At 72.3% G+C, this 17,728-nt stretch carries 18 protein-coding genes; 14 read left to right on the top strand and 4 right to left on the bottom strand.

All coding sequences use genetic code 11. From position 1 onward, the window contains the following. Positions 1-37 precede the first annotated feature (37 nt). The 8 genes from AMK13_RS29825 (at position 38) to AMK13_RS29800 (ending at position 5,870) form a co-directional block, all read left to right on the top strand. Positions 38-889: an SDR family NAD(P)-dependent oxidoreductase gene (locus AMK13_RS29825; RefSeq protein ID WP_074004863.1), complete on the top strand. Its 852-nt coding sequence runs from the start codon at positions 38-40 to the stop codon at positions 887-889. Then, positions 886-1,680, top strand: coding sequence for a polysaccharide deacetylase family protein (locus AMK13_RS29820; protein ID WP_241853086.1), 795 nt, complete (start codon positions 886-888; stop codon positions 1,678-1,680). Before AMK13_RS29825 ends, AMK13_RS29820 begins: the two co-directional genes overlap by 4 nt. A gap of 125 nt (positions 1,681-1,805) precedes the next feature. Continuing rightward, complete coding sequence (locus tag AMK13_RS29815) at positions 1,806-2,447, top strand: Crp/Fnr family transcriptional regulator (protein ID WP_074004862.1); 642 nt, start codon at positions 1,806-1,808, stop codon at positions 2,445-2,447. Between the two features lie 131 nt (positions 2,448-2,578). Beyond that, the gene (locus AMK13_RS43080) at positions 2,579-3,424 is read left to right on the top strand and encodes a hypothetical protein (protein WP_074004861.1); all 846 of its coding nucleotides are present in this window, start codon (positions 2,579-2,581) and stop codon (positions 3,422-3,424) included. Then, positions 3,417-3,695 (top strand): hypothetical protein, encoded by a 279-nt coding sequence (locus AMK13_RS43075; protein ID WP_143204663.1) that lies wholly within the window; start codon positions 3,417-3,419, stop codon positions 3,693-3,695. The genes AMK13_RS43080 and AMK13_RS43075 overlap by 8 nt, the downstream gene beginning before the upstream one ends. Continuing rightward, positions 3,692-4,450: a hypothetical protein gene (locus AMK13_RS43070; RefSeq protein ID WP_143204662.1), complete on the top strand. Its 759-nt coding sequence runs from the start codon at positions 3,692-3,694 to the stop codon at positions 4,448-4,450. The genes AMK13_RS43075 and AMK13_RS43070 overlap by 4 nt, the downstream gene beginning before the upstream one ends. Further along, a complete protein-coding gene (locus tag AMK13_RS29805) occupies positions 4,447-4,743 on the top strand; it encodes a helix-turn-helix domain-containing protein (protein WP_074004860.1) in 297 nt (98 codons plus the stop codon). The genes AMK13_RS43070 and AMK13_RS29805 overlap by 4 nt, the downstream gene beginning before the upstream one ends. After that, positions 4,740-5,870 carry a hypothetical protein gene (locus tag AMK13_RS29800; RefSeq protein WP_074004859.1) on the top strand — a complete coding sequence of 377 codons (1,131 nt, stop codon included), beginning with the start codon at positions 4,740-4,742 and terminating at the stop codon, positions 5,868-5,870. Before AMK13_RS29805 ends, AMK13_RS29800 begins: the two co-directional genes overlap by 4 nt. 49 nt (positions 5,871-5,919) lie before the next feature. On the opposite strand, the gene AMK13_RS29795 is transcribed toward AMK13_RS29800, so the two are convergent. Genes AMK13_RS29795 through AMK13_RS29785 form a run of 3 tightly spaced genes read right to left on the bottom strand, consistent with a single transcriptional unit; the run spans position 5,920 to position 9,137 of the window. Then, entirely contained in the window at positions 5,920-7,032 is a 1,113-nt protein-coding gene (locus AMK13_RS29795) for an MGDG synthase family glycosyltransferase (RefSeq protein WP_074004858.1), read from the bottom strand. Between the two features lie 13 nt (positions 7,033-7,045). Continuing rightward, on the bottom strand, positions 7,046-7,990 hold the full coding sequence (locus AMK13_RS29790; protein WP_049658039.1) for an NAD-dependent epimerase/dehydratase family protein: 945 nt from the start codon (positions 7,988-7,990) through the stop codon (positions 7,046-7,048). Between the two features lie 22 nt (positions 7,991-8,012). Further along, positions 8,013-9,137, bottom strand: a complete 1,125-nt coding sequence (locus AMK13_RS29785; protein WP_074004857.1) for a DegT/DnrJ/EryC1/StrS family aminotransferase — start codon at positions 9,135-9,137, stop codon at positions 8,013-8,015. Between the two features lie 380 nt (positions 9,138-9,517). On the opposite strand from AMK13_RS29785, the gene AMK13_RS29780 reads away from it, so the two are divergent. The 3 genes from AMK13_RS29780 to AMK13_RS29770 all read left to right on the top strand — a co-directional run bounded on the left by AMK13_RS29780 (position 9,518) and on the right by AMK13_RS29770 (position 14,058). Further along, positions 9,518-11,719: an MMPL family transporter gene (locus tag AMK13_RS29780; RefSeq protein ID WP_049658035.1), complete on the top strand. Its 2,202-nt coding sequence runs from the start codon at positions 9,518-9,520 to the stop codon at positions 11,717-11,719. Positions 11,720-12,004: 285 nt separating this feature from the next. Further along, positions 12,005-13,384, top strand: a complete 1,380-nt coding sequence (locus AMK13_RS29775; protein WP_074004856.1) for a sensor histidine kinase — start codon at positions 12,005-12,007, stop codon at positions 13,382-13,384. Next, the gene (locus tag AMK13_RS29770) at positions 13,381-14,058 is read left to right on the top strand and encodes a response regulator transcription factor (protein WP_049651497.1); all 678 of its coding nucleotides are present in this window, start codon (positions 13,381-13,383) and stop codon (positions 14,056-14,058) included. Before AMK13_RS29775 ends, AMK13_RS29770 begins: the two co-directional genes overlap by 4 nt. A 39-nt stretch (positions 14,059-14,097) precedes the next feature. Here AMK13_RS29770 and AMK13_RS29765 read toward each other — a convergent pair whose 3' ends face one another. Continuing rightward, complete coding sequence (locus AMK13_RS29765) at positions 14,098-14,913, bottom strand: SAM-dependent methyltransferase (protein ID WP_074004855.1); 816 nt, start codon at positions 14,911-14,913, stop codon at positions 14,098-14,100. Between the two features lie 254 nt (positions 14,914-15,167). Between AMK13_RS29765 and AMK13_RS29760 the strand changes: the two genes are divergently transcribed. The 3 genes from AMK13_RS29760 (at position 15,168) to AMK13_RS29750 (ending at position 17,688) form a co-directional block, all read left to right on the top strand. Further along, complete coding sequence (locus AMK13_RS29760) at positions 15,168-15,515, top strand: PRC-barrel domain-containing protein (RefSeq protein ID WP_049651501.1); 348 nt, start codon at positions 15,168-15,170, stop codon at positions 15,513-15,515. 106 nt (positions 15,516-15,621) lie between these two features. Next, complete coding sequence (locus AMK13_RS29755) at positions 15,622-15,888, top strand: metal-sensitive transcriptional regulator (protein ID WP_049651499.1); 267 nt, start codon at positions 15,622-15,624, stop codon at positions 15,886-15,888. A 363-nt stretch (positions 15,889-16,251) separates the two neighbouring features. Beyond that, entirely contained in the window at positions 16,252-17,688 is a 1,437-nt protein-coding gene (locus AMK13_RS29750; protein WP_074004854.1) for an endonuclease/exonuclease/phosphatase family protein, read from the top strand. Positions 17,689-17,728 lie beyond the last annotated feature (40 nt).

Here is a 17,728-nt window from a genome sequence, read left to right as displayed (position 1 = left end):
ATGGACGGCGAGGCGGTCACAGAGCGGCAGGTGCCCGATGGCGGAGGAGCCCCACTCCCGACCCCGGCGGTCGGACCCGAAGGAGGTCACCGACCTCGCGGCTCCCGCGGACCGGAAGGCCCTGAAGCCCCCGCCGGACCCGGCCGACCGCCCCGTCGCGCTGATCACCGGCGCCTCCTCCGGGATCGGCCGCGCCACCGCCACCCGCCTGGCCGACGCCGGCTGGCTCACCCTGCTCTCCGGCACCGACCGCGCCCGCCTCGACGAACTCGCCGACCGCACCGGCGGCCGCGCCCTGCCCGAGGACCTGAGCAAGCCGGACGGCCCGGCCCGCCTCGCCGAGGCCGCCCTGGCCGACACCGGCCGGGTGGACGCCCTGGTCGCGAGCGCCGGCCTGGGCTGGCGCGGCCCGTACGCGCAGACGCCCTCCGACACCCTGGACCGGATGATCGAGGTCAACCTCGCCGCCCCGCTGCGCCTGGTCCGCCTGCTGCTGCCCGGCATGCTGGAGCGCCGCCGCGGCCGGATCGTGCTGCTCGGCTCGATCGTCGGCCAGGTCGGCTCGCGGGAGGAGTCCGGCTACGCGGCCACCAAGGGCGCGCTGACGATGTTCGCCGAGAGCCTCTGGTATGAGCTGCGCGGCACGGGCGTCGGGGTGCGCCTGGTGCTCCCCGGCGCGGTGGACACCCCGTTCTTCGAGCGGCGCGGCACCCCGTACGAGCGCGACTGGCCGAGGCTGGTCCCCGCGGACCGGGTCGCGGACGCGGTGGTGGCGACCATCACCACCGAACGCGACCGCCTCTACGTCCCGCACTGGCTCGGCTTCCCGTCCCGCCTCCACGGGGTGGCACCGGGCGTGTTCCGCCGGATGGCCGCCCGCTTCGAGTGAGCGCCGCCGCCGTGCACCGGACGGGCACCGCCGCCGTCGCCGCCACTGCCCTCGCCGTCGGCGCGGAGTTCCTGCACCTCGCCCCGGCCGCCGTCCGCCTGCCGCCACTGCGCCGCACCCTGGCCCGCCGCACCGCCGGACACGGCGCCGCGCCCGGCCACGTCGCCCTGACCTTCGACGACGGCCCCGATCCGGCCAGCACCCCGTACGTCCTCGACGCGCTGGACGAACTCGGCGCCCGCGCCACCTTCTTCCTGCTCGGCGCGATGCTGGAGCGCGCCCCCGGGCTCGGCCGCGAGCTGGTGCTGCGCGGCCACGAGGTGGCCGTCCACGGCTGGCACCACCGGCAGCAGTGGTACCCGGCCCCCGCCCGCGACCTGCGCGAACTGCGCCGCGCCAGCGAGGCCGTGACCGAACTCTGCGGCGCCCGCCCGCGCTGGTACCGCCCGCCGTACGGCGTCCTGACCGCCGGCCCGGCCCTGGCCGCCCGCCGACTCGGCCTGCGCAGCGTGCTGTGGACGGCCTGGGGCCGCGACTGGACGGCGGAGGCCACCGGCGAGTCCGTCTACGCGACCGCCCGCCCCGGCCTCACCGGCGGCGCCACCCTCCTGCTGCACGACTCCGACTGCACCTCCGCCCCCGGCTCCTGGCGCGCCACCCTCGCCGCCCTCCCACTGATCGCCGCCCACTGCCGCACCCACCGCCTCACCCTCGGCCCCCTCCGCGACCACCGGGTGGTGCTGTTTCCCGGCGGTGGTTCTCTCGGGATTGGGGTCCCCGGCCGGAGGTAGCCGCCTGGGAACACGCGGGGCGCGCTTCGTCGCTGTGCCGTGCCTTCCGGAACTGGCGGGATGAAAACGGTACAAATCTGAGTGGAGGGCAGGGATGGCTTGCCCTGGGCGCTCGAGGAGCAGCGATGCAGAAGTTGGTGGATGAATTTCGACGCAGAGGGAGAGAAGTCAACTACAAAAACCGAGAGTTGATCCTGGGTCAGGGGAGCAGGGGGGATCATGTTCTACTGCTGACTCACGGCTTCGTGCGTGTCGTTCGGCGACTCGCCGACGGGCGCAGCAGATGGATGGCGTTCAGGGGGCCGATGAACCTGCTCGGTGAAATGTCGGTGCTGGCCGGTAAACCGAGGAATGCCGATGTGACGGCGCTGGGGTCGTGCAAGGCCGTGATGGTGCGATGCGATGACTTCCTGATGATGGTTCAGAAAGGCGATTTCACCCGCGAGCTGCTGGTGTGGGAGCAGGGGCAGCGGGTCGATGCCGCACTCGCGCGCATCTGGCTCAAGGACCATTCATTGGAGGTCGGATTGGCGCGAACTCTGCTGTATCTCGCCGGAAACGGTTCCACGATGAAGATCGAGGGGCTGACTCGGGAGGTGCTCGCGCAAGCGGTCGGGGTCACCAGAAACGCACTGTGTCCTGTCCTGAAAGGCCTGAAGGATGCGGGAACCGTTGCTACCGGGCGGGAGGCCCTCGAGATCAAGGACATCCGTGCACTGCGCGACATGGCGAGAGGGGTGGGACGCGTGCGCCATTGCGCACGTTAGATCGAATTGTGAGGAGCGCCACAAAAGGCTGTTGTGCACAGTGCTGTGCATTAGCCGCGGCTTCCGCTGGAAATTCTTGTGGCCAGCTGGCCGGCAGTGGGCCGGAGAACCAGTGAATTTCAGGAGGTCACATGTCGTTCCAGGAAATTCCGTTGCCCTGGTCGAAAAGTGTTCCGCTCTCCCGCTATGCTGCGATGGTGGCGGTGGATGCCATGGGCTATACCAGACTCCCCTCACTACTGCACGCCCCTACGAGCGAGCTTGTCCCCGCTCTTGTGGACCGGGCACTCGAATCAGCCGGGCTAGGTGGCCTCAGGCAGAACGGGTACTTCTCGGAGAGTTCCGGTGACGGAATTGCGATCGGGTTCGATCCCGCCCATCTGCCTTTCGTGATCTCTCCCTTCCTGTCGACCATGGAGGCAGTGGTCGGTCGGTACAACCAGGTGTCCAAGGGGCCTGGCATCCGTTTTCGCATCAGCGTCCACGTCGGGCCTGTGGCGAATTCCGCTGATCAGGTCTGCGGAAAAGGATCGGCGCGGAACGATCTGCATCGTCTGCTGGATTGCAGGCCACTGCGGAAAGCTCTCATGGCGGGTGGCGCGAAAACCGATGTGGTCGCGGTCCTCTCCGATCGGGCTTACGAGGACGCGGTGCTCGGCGGATACGTCGGGTTGTCTCCGGATGAGTTCACCGAGGTACTGGCGGAGGTCGACGGAAAAGAGTTCTCCCAGCGCGCCTGGGTGTATGTTCCGAGGCTTTCCGGGGAGTTGCTGAGAAGTGGATTGGGTGGGAAGCCGGAAGAAAAATCGGGATCATCTCCTGAGGGGCGACCGGGAGGAATCCCGACGCCGTTGGAGCTCGCCAGGAGGAGCTTCCGGCAGGACGTCAAGAACGGAATCGGTGTAGTGGGGGACGTGGCCGGAGGATTGCACTACACGAATCCCTGGGTCCCGAAGCGGCGGCGAATCGATGGATGAGCAGGAGGTTGACCAGTGCCGACGTCAGGCGCCGGAAGTGCGCGCCCAGCTAGCCGAGGAAAGCGTCGCGATTTCCGGCCGGGTGTCCGGCGGTGTGCACTACTACAACATCGCAGGTGAATCGCTCCTGCCCGCGGTCCGCACTCGAGAGCCGGAGCCCGTGACGGTGTACACGAGGATCTGCGCGGCGCTGGTTCGACTTGTGCAGGTATGTAACAGGGCTTCGGAAGCCTTGTGTGGTGGGCAGCGAAAGAAGGGGGCGGCCTCGTGAACCTGGGAAGAAGGACGGGGCTGGAGGCCTCTCTAGACGGCCGTATCGAACTGCTCGACAGTCGGGCGGAGTTTCGCTTCCTGTTCCTTTTCGAAGGGACTCACGTAGCGCTTTCCATCCGAGCGGCAAGGGAAGCGCTGTATCAGGACCCACCGGACGAGGAGATCCGACGGGCCATCTGGCGCGAGGCGATTCTTCGGTTCGGAGACTGCCCGGAGACAGGGAACGCAGCGGATTGGAGGGTCATTTTGACCTGGTTGGCATTCCCCGGTGTGCGACGCACCGTTCGGCAGATTTCCGAGCGCTTCGGGGTCGACCGCGATGACGTCGAAGCGGAGACGGCTCTTGCTGTGCTGGCGGCGCTGGAGGCGGTGGATCCGGAAAGTCCATCCATCGGGGGTGATCTGCTCAGGTTCTGCAGGGGCAAGGCCTGGGCCTACGGTCGAAGGTTCTCTCGGGAGCATTCTTGTGGTGATCTTGCCACGATGGCGGCCGACCAGATTGATTCCTGCCCATCGGCTCGGAACGGAGTGAAGGCGGCCAAAATCTGGCCGGTTCTTCCCAGTCTTGTGCATTCGGATGAGGTCGCGCCGAGGACGTCGTCCACGGTTCTCCGACAACGCGTTGAGGGTGAGCGTATCGGATCGATCGCGGAACGTCTCGGTCTGCGGGAGATCGTTCTCAGCCGGCTCGCCGAGGATCGCGGAAGACTGGTCGGTCGACTTTTTCTTCACCCGGAGGACGGACGGCGATGACAGCGAGACCTGTTACCTTCGCGGAAGCCTTCGAGCTGCCTCTGACCGTGGACGTGCGGACGGCGGCCCGAGCGTTCGGTGTCTGCGTCGCCACCGCGTACAAGATGATTCATGCCGGTCGTTTCCCCTGCCTGGTGCTGAGGTTCGGACGGTGTTACCGGATCCCGACGGCTCTCCTGCTGCGGGCTCTCGGAATCGAAGAGCGTCCGATCTACGCGGCCGACATGGCGGAAGGTGCCGATTTTGCGGCTCGATGGGGGTCGGACACTCCCTGTCAGGAGGATGTGTCGTGATGGACCGGACCAGGGGATCGACGGACCTCCACAGCACTCGGGTGAGATGCCTCATGATCGGGCCGATCGGTAATAGTCTGGCGCCGTCGGGGAGTTCCGCACTCAAGGCGTACGAGAACTACCTGACGACCTTAGAGAAGGTGGTTGACCCGGTGTGCCGCAAGTACGGCATCGAGCCCGTCAGGGCCGACCAGATCGCCCACTCCGGAGCGATCACCGACGAGTTGCTCGAGCACCTGGTGCGGGATGAAATCGCCATTGCGGACTTGAGCGGAGGGGACCCAAGCGTCATCTACGGACTGGCGCTTCGCCATCTGGCCGGTCGGCCGACGATCCAAATCGGCGAACACGGAAGGGTACCCTTCGACCTTCCCTCGATCCGAACTCTCAAGTTCAAGCGGACGGAGGCTGGACTCGTCGATGTCCGGAAGGACCTGGAACGAGTTGTCGCAGGAGGGCTGACGGACAGTTTTTCCGGGGCTTTGCCGCCGGGGATCCTGCGGAAGCTGCTTCCGTCCGGAGGCGGCGGTGCCGTACCTCCCGCTCCATATGATGACGGCCTGGCCGAGCCCAGGATTCTGGACCAGATTTCCAAGCTGGACGATCAGCTGAGGTCGCTTCTGGTCGACATGGATGCCGTGACGACGCTGATCGAGACCATTGGGAAGGCAGCTGATACGGCGGACGAGGTGGAGCGTCGAATCGCCCGGTCGGGTGATCCGGTGGGCGCAAAAGCGGCTGCGCTGGGTTCATTCGGGAGAGCGGTGTCCTCGCCGGTGGTCGAGCTGGAGGCGGCAGCGGAGAGGTTCGCGGAAAGCGTGGCGGGAATCGACCTCAGGGTGAGGACCGTGGTCTCGCTGGCCGACGCGGTACCGAAGGACAAGCGTGCTCCCGAAGTCCGGAGGTTCGGTGAGGAGCTGAACGGAATGGCCGTGCGGATGAGGAAAGGGTCAGCGAAGGTCGAGGAGTTCGGTTCTGCGGCCGACCACCGTTTCGGGGCGGGGGGCAAGAAGCTCCGAGGGCCAGGCAGGTCGGTGTCGGCAGCGGTCCACCAGCTGACTGCCGCTATGGCCTATGGCAGGGCGTGGGAGCAGATGGCCTTCGGCGATGAGGGAGACCATCCCTGACACGGGCTTGTGGGAGCGCGCCGGAAGGAGAAGCGGGCTGAGCGGTTCGTCACCGATCGAGGTGCCCCATGGCCGCCAGCCCGACTCGTTCCAGCGCCCTTGCGAAGCCCCGGCGCCACGCCTCCGGTGTGGCGCCGGCGGACGGTGCGGGCTCGGGGCGGCCGAGGGCGGCCAGGGCGTTGCGGACCACCTCGGCGGGGCGGGCGGTGGCGACGTCGGCGTGGCCGAGCTCCAGCTCGTGCTGGAGGTTGTCGCGCCCGTGCCCCTGCACCACGTCGAGGAGCAGCAGCCGCCGACCCAGCGCCCGGGCCTCGCTGCAGGTGTCGCCCGAGCTGGTGACCACCAGGTCGGCGGCGGCCATCAGCGCGGGGACGCGGTCGGTGTAGCCGAAGGGGTGCAGCCGGGGCTCCCGGCGCGCGGCGGTCCGCAGCCGGCGCTCCAGCTCCCGGTTGCGCCCGGCCACCGCGAGCACGTGCGGGCCTGCGGCGGCCAGCGAGGCGGCGGTGCGGGCGAGCGGGCCGAGCCCCCAGGAGCCCGACATCAGCAGCACGCAGGCGGCGCCCGCCGGCACGCCCAACTCGGCGCGCGCCGCGGCCCGTTCCGGCGGCCGGTAGAACGGCTGCCGCAGCGGCGCCGGCACGACGGCGACGTCGGCGTCCGGCCGGTACCGCCGCACCGCGCACGCCGCGACCTCCGAGGTGACCAGGAACAGGTCCGTCCCCTCCTGCACCCAGAGCCGGTGCGGCGTCACGTCGGTGCAGAACACGAAGTGCCGGAACTCCCGCTCCGGTGCCTGCCGCAGCAGCCGGTTGACAGCCGAGGTCGCGGTGGCGAACACCGAGACCACCAGCTGCGGCCGCTGCGCCGCGATCAGCTCCCGCAGCGCCGGGACCAGCCGGGCGCGGGCCGCCGCGTCGGCGAGCAGGGCGAGCCGGGCGCCCGGCCGCAGCGCCGAGAAGTGGAAGGCGTCGTACACCCCGGGCAGGTCGAGCAGCCGGCGGAACACCGCCTCCCCGGCCGCGCCGGAGCGCTGCCCGAGCAGGGCCATGGCGTCGACCGTGCCGGTGGTCCAGCCGCGTTCCCGCAGGGTGTCCGCGCAGGCCTGCGCCATCACGTCGTGGCCCTGCCCGAGCGAGCCGGAGACCAGCAGGGCGTGCGGCATCGGGCGGCCCCCGTCAGGCGCCGGCGGCCGAGCCGACGGCGGCCCGGTACCAGTCCGCGTACTGCCGCACGCCGGCGGTGAAGTTGGTGCTCGGCGACCAGCCCAGCAGCCGTTTCGCCTGTGCCGAGGAGATCCGCCGCCCCGCGTAGTCGGCCTTCCGCCCGTCGATGTGCTCGATGGTGACGGGCCCCAGCAGGGCGTCCACGGTGTCGGCGATGTCCCGCACCGAGACGGCCGCCGAGCCCTCCAGCGCGAAGGTCTGGTCCTCGGCGGCGGGGGAGAGGGCCCGGACGTGGGCGTCGGCGAGGTCCTCGACGTAGACGAAGTTGCGGCTCTGCCGGCCGTCCCCGGCGATGGTGATCGGCCGGCCGGTCAGCGCGGCCTGGACGAACCGGGCGACGACCAGCTCGTCCCGCATCCGGGGGCCGTACGGGATGCCGTAGCGCAGGATGGTGAAGTGCTGCCCGTAGAGCTCGCGGTAGCTGTGCACCAGCATCTCGGCGGCGAGCTTGGTGGCGACGTACAGATGGCCGCTGTGCTCCAGCTCGATCGGCACGTGCTCGTCCAGCTCCTGTTCGCCGCCGTCGATCTGCCCGTCGGTGAGGGCGGCCCCGTAGACCCAGACGGTGCTCGCCAGCACGGTCCGGCTCAGGCCGCTGCGCCGGGCGGCCTCCAGGACGGCCTCGGTGCCGTCGATGTTGGTCCGCACCGCGCGGACGGGGTCGGCGGAGACCTGCTCGACGTCGGCCATGGCGGCCAGGTGGTAGACCACCTCGCTGCCGGCCAGCGCCGCGGTGAGGGCCCCGAGGTCGAGGATGTCGAGCCGCGCGTGCTCGGCGTCCGGGTTGAGGTACTTGTCGGTGGTGTCCACCGCGAGGACGTCGTGGCCGGCCGCGATCAGGTGGTCCACGACGTGTGAACCGATGAACCCGCAGCCTCCGGTGACGGCTATCCGCACGATCCTGCTCCCTTCGCTCCGGCTACCCGGCCAGGCGCCGGTACACCGCGGAGACGGCGTCGACCACCTGCTCCGTCTCGTCATCGGTCATGTCGGAGTGCACCGGCAGGCAGACCTGCCGGGCGCAGACGTCCTCGGCCACCGGCAGCGGCCCGCGCCGGTAGGGGGCGAGCACCGGCTGGAGGTGCAGCGGCAGGTCGTAGACCTCGCCGGACAGCCGCACCCCGTGCTCCTCGGCCACCGCCCGTTTGAACTCCGCGCGGTCCACCCCGGGCGGCAGCAGCGCCACGTACTTGTAGTAGTTGCCCCGGCAGCCGGGCGGTTCGAGCACCGGGTCGAGGCCGTCCAGCCCGGCCAGCGCCGCGTCGTAGCGGCGGGCGACGGCCCGGCGGGTCTCGATGAACTCCTTCAGCCGGCGCAGGTGCACCGCCCCGATCGCGGCGTGCGGCTCGCTCATCCGCCAGGAGTAGCCGAGCTTCACGTGGTGGTTGGTGGTGAAGGAGCCCTTGCCCTGGTCGCGGTAGATCCGGGCCTCGTCGCGCAGCTCCGGCGACTCGGTGAGGATCATCCCGCCCTCGCCGCTGGTGGTGACCTTGGTCGGGTAGAAGGAGAAGGCCCCGGCCAGGCCGAAGGTCCCGGCGGCGCGCCCGTCGAAGCTGCTGCCGTGGGCGTGCGCGGCGTCCTCGACCAGCGGGATACCGCGCCGGTCGCACAGCGCCCGCACCGCGGTGACCTGCGGGCCGACCAGCCCGCCGATGTGCACCAGGACGACGGCGGCGGTGTCCGGGGTGAGCGCCGCCTCCAGGGTCTCGGGGGAGAGCGCGAGGGTGGCCGGGTCGACGTCGGCGAAGACCGGACGCCCGCCCGCGTGCACCACCGCGCCGGCGGTCGCGTAGAAGGTGACGGCGGGGACGACCACGTCGCGGCCCCGGACGTCGATGCCGCGCAGGATCACCTCCAGCGCCGCCGTGCCGCTGCTCACCGCGACGGCGTGCGAGGCGCCGTGCTCGGTGGCGAAGGCCTGCTCGAAGCGCTCGGTCCACGGACCGAGGGTCAGCGCGCCGGTGGTGAGCATCTCGGTCACCGCTTCGGCGACGGCCGCACGGTCGCTCTCGTCGAACACGATGCGGGCGGCTGGAACGCCCATGGGGCACCTCCGGCGGCGGGCTGCGAAAGCAGCACCGATCGGGTCGGATCCTCCCGAACCGCACGTCAGCGGACGGGTCAGGCACATCACGCTACTTCGCCCACCGGTCCGCGGCCCGCCGCCGCGGACCGCTTGGGTGACCGGATCTGCTTCCGCCGCAGGTCCGGGGGCTGCTTCCGGGGTAGGACGCGCGCTCCTCCGTACGGGGGAGGGCACTACTGCGTCCGCAGTACGCAAACGGCCTGCGCAGGGACGACGACGGAGTAGGGGTCGGCGATCAAGGATTGGTCATGCTGCGGCGGACCGCGTCCACCAGGACGTCCGGCCGGCCGCGGCACCTCCCGATCCCGAGAACCGCATCCGAAGGAGTCCGCTCTCCCGTGGCCACGTTCCTCTACCGTCTGGGCCGATGGACCTTCGTCCGGCGCCGGCTGGTGACCTTCCTCTGGGTCGCCGTGCTGGCGGCCGTCGGAGTCCTCGCGGCCAAGGCGCCCGCCGCACCCGACGACGGCTTCGCGATGCCCGGCACGGAGGCGCAGAAGGCCTTCGACCTGATGAACGAGCGCTTCCCCGGCGGCCACGCCGACGGGGCCTCGGCGCGCCTGGTGTTCGTCGCCCCCTCCGGCCAGAAGATCACCGCCGCGCCGAACCAGCAGGCCGTCGAGCGCACGGTCGGCGAGCTCGCCGGCTCCGAGCAGGTCACCAGCGCGGTGGACCCGTTCAAGATGAAGGGCGCCGTCTCCGCGGACGGCACCACCGCCTACGCCACGGTGAGCTACTCCGCCAAGGCCGGCGAGGTCTCCAAGACCGCCACCGACACCCTGGAGCAGGCCGCCCAGCACGGGCGGGACGCCGGCCTCAAGGTCGAGATCGGCGGCACCGCGCTGATGGCCAAGCCCGACGCGGGCGGCAGCAGCGAGGCGATCGGCATGGCGCTGTCCGCCGTCGTCCTGGTGATCACCTTCGGCTCGCTGCTCGCGGCCGGCCTGCCGCTGCTCACCGCCGTCATCGGCGTCGGCCTCGGCATGGCGCTGATCACCGCGCTCGGCAGCACGCTCGGGCTCTCCACCACCACCGGCACGCTCGCGATGATGCTCGGCCTCGCGGTCGGTATCGACTACGCGGTGTTCATCGTCTCCCGCTACCGCGCCGAGCTCGCCGAGGGCCGGACGCCCCAGGAGGCGGCGGGCCGGGCGGTCGGCACGGCCGGGTCCGCGGTGGTCTTCGCGGGCCTCACCGTGGTGATCGCGCTCGCCGGCCTCTCCGTGGTCGGCATCCCGATCCTGGCCAAGATGGGCATGGCCGCCGCCGGGACGGTCGTCATAGCCGTGCTGGTCGCGCTCACCCTGGTGCCCGCGCTGCTCGGCTTCCTCGGCCGCAAGGTGCTGCCGCGCAAGGCCCGCAAGGCCCGCGGTGCGGCGGCCCCGGGCGCGAAGGAGAACGGCGGTGCCCGCTGGGCCCGCTTCATCCTGCGCCGCCCGCTCGCGGTGCTGCTCGGTGGCGTGATCGGCCTCGGGGTGCTCGCCGCCCCGGCGCTCGACCTGCGGCTCGGCCTGCCGGGGGACGAGTCCAAGCCCACCTCCACCACCCAGCGCCGCGCGTACGACCTGCTCTCCGAGGGCTTCGGCCCCGGCTTCAACGGCCCGCTGACGGTCATGGTGGACGCCAAGGGCGTCGCCGACCCGAAGGCCGCCGCCGACGAGGTCGCCAAGAAGGTCTCGGGTCTGCCCGGGGTCATCGCGGTGACCCCGCCGATGTTCAACCAGGCGGGCGACACGGCCCTGCTCAACGCCGTCCCGGCGACCGGCCCGAGCGAGGCCGAGACCAAGGACATCGTGCACGCCATCCGGCACGACGCGGCCGGCCTGAAGACGGCCACCGGGGCGACGGTCCTGGTCAGCGGCACCACGGCGATGAACATCGACGTGTCGCAGAAGATGTCCGACGCGCTGGTGCCCTACCTCGCCGTGGTCGTCGGCCTCGCCGTCATCCTGCTGATGATCGTCTTCCGCTCGCTCCTCGTCCCGCTGAAGGCGGCGCTCGGCTTCCTGCTGTCGGTGGTCGCCGCGCTCGGCGCCGTGGTCGCGGTCTTCCAGTGGGGCTGGCTGGCCAACCTGATCGGCGTGGAGCAGACCGGCCCGGTGATGAGCATGATGCCGATCTTCATGATCGGTGTGGTCTTCGGCCTCGCCATGGACTACGAGGTGTTCCTGGTCACCCGCATCCGCGAGGGCTTCGTCCACGGCGAGGAGCCCGGTGAGGCGATCGTCACCGGGTTCCGGCACAACGCCCGGGTGGTCACCGCCGCCGCGTTCATCATGATCGCCGTCTTCGCGGGCTTCATCGGGATGAGCGAGCCGATGATCAAGATGATGGGCCTGGGCCTCGCCGCGGCCGTCGCCTTCGACGCCTTCATCGTCCGGATGACCATCGTCCCGGCCGTCCTCGCCCTGCTCGGCCGCCGCGCCTGGTGGCTGCCGCGCTGGCTCGACCGCCTGATACCGGACGTGGACGTCGAGGGCAGCAAGCTCGTGACCGCCGCCCCGGAGCCGGCCCCGGCCCGGGAGTCCGTCACCGTCTAGGGCGCTGCGGCCCGGCCCGGCCCCGCCACCACGCGGGCCCGGGCCGGGCACCGTCCCTCGGCCCGACCCCGCGCGGCCCGACCCCGTACGGCCCGACCCCCCTCGGACCGATCCCGTACGGCTCGGACAGCGGTTCGAACCCCAACCGTTACCGTTGCTGTCGGGGACCGCCGTACGTCCGGAGCCCCCGACCCCGCCCGCCGCTCCCACCGGGAGCGGCGCGGCACGAACTGGCGATGCCCGGGCGCGGGCGCGACCAGCGTCCCCCGACCGGAGAGCACGAGCATGAGCGACATCTGGCAGCGCCTGCGCCGCGACCATCCCCGGTTGCTCGACGCGGCAGGCGGCGCGGGCGTGATCACGGTCACCGGCCTCGGTGCCACCATCGACCAGAACGGCGGCCACTTCACCCCGTTCGCCGCGCCCACCTTCGCCATCGCGCTGTTCTCCGCCGTCACCGTGCTCGCCCACCGCCGCCACCCGCGCGCGGTGGTCGCCGTCACGCTGCTCTGCACGATGGCGCTCGCCATGGTCAGCCCCCGGCTCACCCCGACCGTGGCCACGCCGCTGCTGCTCGCCCTCTACTTCCTCGCCATCCGCACCGACCGTGCCACCGCGCTGCGCGCCTCGGTCGTCACCGCCGTCCTGCTCACCGGGATCACCCTGCTGCTCGGGCCCGGCGGGCCGATCAGCGAACGGCTCGGCGTGCTCGCCTGGGCCCTGCTGCCCGGCGCCCTCGGTGACTCCATCCGCAACCGCCGCGCCCACCTCGCGGCCATCGAGGAGCGCGCCGAACGCGCCGAGCGCACCCGCGAGGAGGAGGCCCGCCGGCGGGTCGCCGACGAGCGGATCAGGATCGCCCGCGACCTCCACGACGTCGTCGCCCACCACATAGCCCTCGCCAACGCCCAGGCCGCCATCGCCGTCCACCTCATGGACAACCACCCCGTCCAGGCCCGGGAGGTGCTCAGCCACATCACCGACGCCACCGGCTCGGCCCTCCAGGAACTGCGCGCCACCGTCGGCCTGCTGCGCCGCGCCGAGGACCGCGCCCCGCTCGAACCCGCCCCCGGCCTCGACCGGCTGCCCGAACTGATCAACACCTTCGAGCGGGCCGGTCTGCCGATCCGGCTCTCCGTCGAGGGCGAGGCCCGCCCGCTGTCGCCCGGCGTGGACCTCACCGCCTTCCGGATCGTCCAGGAGTCGCTCACCAACGTGGCCAAGCACGCCCACGGCGCCGACGCCGAGATCACCCTCGCCTACAGCGGCAGCCGGGTCGCGGTCAGCGTCGCCAACGGCCGCCCGACCGCGACCGGCCGCCGCCGCGCGGTGCCGCTGCCCCAGCACCCGCCGAGCGAGGGCGGCTTCGGCCTGATCGGCATGCGCGAGCGGGCCGGGGCGGTGGGCGGCCGGCTCAGTGCCGACCGGCGGCCCGACGGGGGCTTCCTGGTCACCGCCGAACTGCCGCTGCGCACCGGCGCCCGCGACGACGGCCCCGAGTCCGTGGGCGCCCTCACCGCCGCCGACGTCGCCCGGGCCGCCAGGGCCGCGCGCGCCGCCCGCACCGATCGCCCGGCACCAGCCGATCGCCCGACACCAGCCGAAGGACAGGACGGCGCCGCCCGAGCGGACGGCGCGGTCCGAGAGGAGAGGGACCACGCATGACCATCCGGGTACTGCTCGCCGACGACCAGGCCCTGCTGCGCGGCGCCTTCCGGCTGCTGATCGACGCGGAGGAGGACATGGAGGTGGTCGGTGAGGCCGCCGACGGCCGGGAGGCCGTCGAACTCGCCCGGGCCACCAGGCCCGACGTCGTACTGATGGACATCCGGATGCCCGGCACCGACGGCCTCGGCGCCACCGCCGAGATCTGCGGTGACGAGGCGCTGTCCGGCACCCGGGTGCTCATCCTCACCACCTTCGAGATCGACGAGTACGTGGCCCAGGCGCTGCGCGCGGGCGCCGGCGGGTTCCTCGGTAAGGGCGCCGACCCGAAGGAGCTGCTCGCCGCCGTCCGCACCGTCGCGGCGGGCGAGGCACTGCTCTCGCCCGCCGCCACCCGGGCCGTGATCGACCAGTTCCTGGCCCAGCCCGAGCCGGCCTCCGCCGCCTCCACGAGCGAGCGGCTGTCCGTCCTCACCGCCCGCGAGCGCGAGGTGATGTCGATGGCCGCCACCGGCCTCACCAACGAGGAGATCGCCGAGCGGATGTTCGTCAGCCCCTTCACCGTCCGCACCCACGTCCACCGGGCGATGTCCAAGCTCGACGCCCGCGACCGCGCCCAGCTCGTCGCCATCGCCTACCAGACCGGCCTGGTCCCGCCCGGCCGCCCGAACTGAGGCCCGCCCGGCCGGCGGTGGCCGGTCCGGCCCCGGGGCTCAGGGCTTGCGGGCCACGGCGCCGTACATGCTGACGCGGTCGGCGCCGGGGGCGGGGGTGGTGTCGGGGCGCCAGAGGGGGACGGTGGTCACGCCGGGGTCGAGGAGGGCGAGGCCGTCGAAGAAGGCCCGGACCTCCTCGCGGGAGCGGCCGACGAGGGGTGCGGTGGCCTTGTCGTAGACACCGGTGACCCGGTCGCGGATCTCGGCCGGGATGAAGTCGGCGGTGCCGTGCGAGAGGACCAGGTGGCTGCCGGAGGGCAGGGCGTCCAGCAGGGTGGCGAGGGCCTGGTGGGGCTGGTCCTCGTCCCGCAGGAAGTGGAGGACGGCGGCGAGGACGAGTCCGACCGGGCGGGAGAAGTCGAGCAGGTCCGCCGCCCGGACGGCGTCCAGCAGCGCGGCGGGCTCGCGCAGGTCGGCCCGGATGACGGTGGTGTGGCCGGGGCCCGAGCCGGCCATCAGGGCGCGGGCGTGGCTGAGCACGATCGGGTCGTTGTCCACGTAGACGGTCCGTGCGCCCGGTCGGGCCGCCTGGGCGATCTCGTGGGTGTTGCCGGCGGTGGGGATGCCGGTGCCGATGTCGAGGAACTGGTCGATGCCGAGTTCGGCGACGCACCGCACCGCGCGGGTGAGGAAGCCGCGGTTGGCGCGGGCGGTGGAGCGGAACTCCGGGTTGGCGGCGAGCGCCTTCTCGGCGGCGGCGCGGTCGGAGGGGAAGTTGTCCTTCCCGCCGAGGTAGTAGTCGTACATCCGGGCCGGGTGCGGCACGTCGGGCCGCAGGTCGGCCGGGATCCCGGCCCCGCCGGACTCCCACATGTTCTCGTATCCCACGGTTGCCGTCTCCTCTGCCCCGGGCGCCACGGACGATCCACTCGCGGCCCTGTTGGCGGACAGCCTAAAGCCCAGGTCACGGCCCGGGTGCCGGTTGGTCGGGTCACCCCCGTATGTCCCTTTTCGTCGGGCGGGGAGGGTTCCCGGGCTCGCCGCGCGCCCCTGCCGCTCCCGGCGGAGGATGGAGGTCCGGGCGGGGGAACAGCCGGGGACGGGAGGTCAGGCCCGTGGGCATCGCGATGGCGGACATCCGCGAGTGGCGCGGCCACGCCGTGGTCGACGAGAAGGGCCACCGCATCGGGTCGCTGGAGTCGGTCTACGTCGAGACGGCCAGCGACGAGCCGTTCTTCGGCACGGTCACGGTCGGTTTCGCCGGCCGGCGCCGCCTGGTCTTCGTCCCGCTGGACGGGGCGGTGGCCGGGCCGGACTACCTCCGGGTGGCCTACCCGCGCAACCAGGTCAAGCAGGCCCCGGCGATCGGCACCGACGACGTGCTGCCCGCCGAGGACGAGCCCGCCGTGTTCGCGCACTACGAGCTGCCGTACGCGACCGGCGCGGGCGGGGAGCGCCGCCTGGCCCGCCGCTGAGCCGAGCCGTACCCGGGGGCGCCGAGCACGGCTTTCGCCAGCCGGGAATGAATACCCCGCCGGGTACACTTGTCCATCGACAGTCGATGTGAAAGGCGGCCCCGACATGCAGGTGGACGAGGAAGCGGTCGGCGCGGTCCTGAACCGGCTGCGCCGCGCGCAGGGCCAGTTGGCCGGAGTGATCGCGATGATCGAGGCGGGCCGGGACTGCAAGGACGTGGTCACCCAGCTCGCCGCCGTCTCGCGCGCGCTCGACCGGGCGGGGTTCAAGATCGTCGCGAGCGGCATGCGCCAGTGCATGGCCGCCGCCGACCAGGACGCCGCGCCGATGAGCGAGGCCGAGCTGGAGAAGCTCTTCCTCGCCCTGGCCTGACCGGGCGGCACCCGGTTCGGCAGTACGGTCCGACGAGGGCCGCGGCGGATCCTCCCGCCGCGGCCCTCGCGGCATGTCGGCGGAAACACCGGAGGAAGCATCCGCGAACCTGCCCGCCGAAGCACCCGCGACCGCACCCGTGCCGCGGGCCGACGGCCCCGCCCAGCGAAGTTCCCGTACCGCCCGACGCTCCGTCATGCGTCGTTCACGCGCCGGTCGCCGGCCTTCGGGTGAATGAGGGCCGCCCGCAGTTGTACAGCCAACTGCGTGCGCTCCCCTCCTCCCAGCCTCCGTGACCAGCCGAACCCGGCCTCGGCGAACCGTCCCCCGGCGGTCCGGCCCCGGGCGGCGGACAGGACAACCGTGGCCGCAGGCAGCGCCCTGACGTTCAGTTCCTCCACCAACCCCACCGAAGGCGACCGGCTCACCTTCCACTGGAGCACCGACGCCCCCGACGCCAAGAACTGGGTCGGCATCTACGACGGCGACCGCCAGCCCGGCAACGGCGGCTCGCTGCTGTGGAAGTACACCGCGGGCACCTCGGGCGACGTCCAGCTCGACACCTCCGCGCTGACCGGCGGCCCGTACACCGCCTACCTGCTCGCCAAGGACGGCTACGGCATCCTGGCCCGCACCGGGCCGTTCACCTTCCGCCCCAAGCCCGCCGTCGTCCGCCCGCACGCCGCCGTCGACGCGTTCACCGCCACGCCCGTCGCCCCGGCTGCCGCGGTGACGGTCCGGCTCGGCGGCCTCTGGTCCCGTCCGGCCGGCAACCCGGCCGGCTCCGCCACCTACCGCAAGGTGAGCGGCCCCGCCTGGGCCTCGGTCGGCGCCGACGGGACGCTCACCGGCACCGCCCCCGCCACCCCCGGCCGGAACCCCGAGCCGGTGGTCGTCGGCGTCAAGGACAGCGCGGGTGCCACCGACACCGTCACCGTCCTCGTCCCGGTGGCGGACCCGGCCGCCCCGCCGCGCCTCAAGGCCGCCAGCTGGAACCTGCACGACGCGGGCTCGGCCCACACCGACGCACTGGAGAAGCAGCTGCGCGTGGTCCTCGCCCAGGGCCTGGACGTGCTCGCCCTCCAGGAGACCGCGGGGGAGCGGGCCAGGACCCTGGCCGACGCCCTCGGCTGGTACGCCTACCAGAGCCCGGGCAGTGTCGGCATCCTCAGCCGTCACCCGCTCACCGACGTCACCCCGCCGACCGCCGAACTGCCCGCCGCCGCGGCCACCCTGCGGCTGCCCGGCGGCCGCACCGTCCGCTTCTGGGCCGCCCACCTGGACGAGGCGGGCTACGGCCCGTACGCCGTCCAGGACGGCCGGACCGCCGCCGAGGTGGAGGCCGCCGAGAACGGCTCGCTGCGGCTGAGGCAGGCCAAGGCGCTGGCCGCCGCCGTCCGCGCGGACATCGCCCGGCGCACCCCGGTGGTGCTGGCCGGTGCGCTCTCCTCGCCCTCGCACCGGGACTGGACGGCCGCCACCGCCGCCGCCCGCCAGGGGGTCGGCGCGCTCGCCTGGCCGGTCACCGTGGCCCTCCAGGGCGCCGGACTGACCGACACCTTCCGCGAGGAGAACCGCGACCCGGTCAAGGCCCCCGGTGCGACCTGGTCGCCCACCCGCAAGCGGCGCGGCGACCGCCCCGAGCCGCAGGACCGCACCGACTACGTCCAGTACGCGGGCCCGCTGAAGCTGGTCGAGGCGCACACCCTGGCCGTCGGCTGGCCGCAGCCCGAGCCCGGCTCCGCCGCCAACGAGTGGCCCTCCGACACCGCCGCCGCGGTCGCCACCTTCCAGCTCTGAGCTCCCAGGCTCCCCGACTCCCAGCTCCGAGAGGCCAGTT

This window comes from Streptomyces sp. CB02056, assembly GCF_001905545.1.
Lineage (GTDB): Bacteria > Actinomycetota > Actinomycetes > Streptomycetales > Streptomycetaceae > Kitasatospora.
Note: the sequence above shows the minus strand (reverse complement) of the source record. Positions and strands in the feature narration are given on the sequence as shown.